The 2,993-nt window shown below is 45.4% G+C and carries 2 protein-coding genes; one reads left to right on the top strand and one right to left on the bottom strand.

The annotated features are described in order from the left end of the window. Positions 1–1,541 (bottom strand): sugar-binding protein (locus A3751_RS15250; RefSeq protein WP_156492509.1); only part of this gene is annotated, 1,541 nt, incomplete at its 3' end. Between the two features lie 187 nt (positions 1,542–1,728). Between A3751_RS15250 and A3751_RS15245 the strand changes: the two genes are divergently transcribed. Further along, entirely contained in the window at positions 1,729–2,796 is a 1,068-nt protein-coding gene (locus A3751_RS15245; RefSeq protein ID WP_068457675.1) for a DUF1254 domain-containing protein, read from the top strand. Positions 2,797–2,993 lie beyond the last annotated feature (197 nt).

Below are 2,993 nucleotides of genomic sequence, written 5' to 3'. Positions count from 1 at the left end.
TCATCCGCAAACGCTTCATTATACTGAGTATCTGAATACATCAACTGAAATCTCAGCTTATCGTCGATACTTAAATCCCACAGGCCATCTACACCGCCAACATAATTATGGTAGTTGTCTTGGCCCTGCCTCAAAGTGCCTAAAACACCAAGTGATTTCTTCCCAAAAGACTGCTCATAACGAAACGCCGAGGCATTACTCTCTATGGCTACATTCATGGTATCTGAGCCAAGATTATCGGGCATGACAAATTCAGTCTCTGCGTCTTCCACATAAAACAATCCTGTCGTGCTGTTTCGTGTGTTCTGTATATAGTTAGCGCCCCACTCCGGAAACCGAATATTACGTGTATACACCATTGGCAACAGAGTATTGTAGACAGGTGAGCCAGACTGAAAGAAGCTTCGTTTTTCAGGTTTGAAGGGATTAAAGGGATTGTTAATACTATCTCTGGCAATATCTGACTCGACCTCTGTAAAGTTCGGGTTAACCGTCAAACCCAAGGTTTTATTGGTGCCAAAACGCACCTTTGCATCCACGCCAAACTCATTAATGTCGTAATTGCTAGACTGTTCAAACTCGGGATCACCTGGGTCACGCTCGTCATCCTTATGGAGGATATAGTGCGGCGTCACCTCTACATTCTGAACTCCGTACAAATCTCGCTTAGAGGCTATCTGCGCACTCGCGCCCATATCCTCCTCTTGCTGCTGAACCCGCTTTTCGTACTCAACCTTCTCTGCGGCACTCATTGCCTCAGAGTCCGCTAAGGGAGCACGTGCATCAGCCAGCTCCTGCTCCTTCGCTCTCTTGACCAACATCATAGAGCCAAGCGTTTTATCTGTACTACGCGGATAGGACCGCTTGAACATCAACAGCAGCATTTGATCAGTGTCATCCTCATGCTTTGGAAGACGAATCGATTGATGCGGTATGGCAATTTCGACAATGTAACCGGAGTCCGTTACTTGTGCTTCGGCAATCCAGTTAGAATCCCAGTCATAGTAATAACGATCAGCGACAGTGTTCTGAAGAACGTCCGTTAACACACCGCTCGGGTTTACACGAAACTCATACTTTTTACTGCCAGTACCTGTCGGATCAACAACCAAAGAAACATAATCGTCTTCCTTTACGGCATCGCGATTACGAAATGCCGTTCTTATCTGGCTTGGATCTGGGTCTCGCGCATCGAACGCGAAAAAGGTATGCGTGTCAGTCAACAACGCATAAACGTAAGTCTCAACACTAGCCTTTCCATAGCGCTTTGGGTACAGCTCATAGTCGATGCTAAAAATCTGTGCTTCAGCCCAGATGGGATCATCAAGTACCCCATCAATTATGGGTGCGCCTTTCACTTTCGAGAAAGTAATGACCGGAATCTCGGGCGATGCATCTACAGGACCAATGTTATCCGCAGATGGAATATCCGACTCAGGCGCCTCTTCAACGTATAGTCCATAAGCGTCATTGACAGATAATGCCACGAACAGAAATAAGGTAGTTAAAGCGCGAACAGAGGAAACACCTATCTTTATCATTGTTGTCACTAACAAGTTTTTATAATTAAAGCCGTAACAGTCTTACTGACAAAAGCGGCTACTTCAATGTATTGTTACATTATCAAATACATTGTAGTTTAGTCAGCGCAAATTAAACTATCCATCCAAAGCGCATCCAAGGCGCACCCAAGAATTAAAATAGCTGATCTAATCGAAGGATGAAAAAATGCAAATCATTCACAAAGCAGTCGCGCCGCTATTGTTGACAACACTCATGGCAGCAAGCGCTGCTTTTGCTGAACCAGTTGGTAACCTGAAAAGCTTCTTCGCAAGCGATGGTTTAAAAGTAACGCCCGAGAGCTACCCGACAGCAGAGACCTCTCACCAACTTTTGAAAAACCAAGACTTAGCTGGTGTAAACACGTTTTTGCATAAGCGACAGCTTACGCCTACAGATCAGCAACCGGTCGTAAGAATGAATCGAGATACATATTACTCATTTGCCGTCATCGATGTATCAAAGGGTGCCTCTGTTACCATTCCGGAAGTGCCTGAGGGCAAATATGTTTCCGTTCAGCCTGTCACAGAAGACCATCGTATTCAGCCAATGATGTATGGCGCTGGTACATTCGACCTCAAAACACATATCGGAAGCCATATGTATATCGTGGTTCGACTCGATGCGACCTTGTCGGAAGAAGAAGCCGCCAAAATTCAGGACAAAATGTCGATTGCCGCCAACAGTGACATGCCATTTATGGCAGAACCGGTGAACGAGGCATCCTTCAAAGAAGTCGAGACTACATTAAAGGCCAAAATGCCTGGGATCACCAAGCGCGACGGCAAAGATGCGCTAGTCGGTATGTTCACCGCGCCGACAGATGAATCGAACAAAAAATTCACGCAAGAGAAATATGAAGTGGGTGCCGCAATTGGTTGGGGCGGCGCACAGGAAATCGACAATATCTACGAAGTGTCTGGCAACTACCCTTCAGACACCTGCCATCAAGCCACCTTTGAAGATCCAAAAAACAAAGCATTCTGGTCCGTCACTGTTTATGACAAAGCAGGATTTATGTTTAATGATCTTGCAAACCTAAGCTCAAACACCGCGAAGCCAAACAAAGACGGTACATACACCCTAAGCTTTGGCTGCGGAAATGATGCGGAGAATAACATCGAGACTCAAAATGACTCGGGTGTTTTCACGTTGGGTGTTCGCCATTATCAACCGAGCGAAACAGTCAGCCGCGACGGATTTAGGGTTTTACCAACAGTCAAAGCCGTTAAATAACAACACAACGAGGAATTATTGATGAAACAAGCCAAACTTCTATTTTTATTCGCCTTTACAATCGCAATGGCGAACGTGCAATTTGCAATTGCAGAGGAAGCAAACACCATCAAGGTAACGGAAGAAAACTTCACGCATGCAGAAACCGCGCGTAATTTTCGCAATTGGGCAAGTAAAGGGGCAACAAAACAGTTTGT

The sequence above is a fragment of the Oleiphilus sp. HI0080 genome, from assembly GCF_001635135.1.
This window is presented reverse-complemented; position numbering and strand designations above follow the sequence as displayed.

Excerpts from the sequence above, each read along its gene's own strand:
- A3751_RS15245 (WP_068457675.1), top strand. The coding sequence starts at position 1,729 with ATGCAAATCATTCACAAAGCAGTCGCGCCGCTATTGTTGACAACACTC.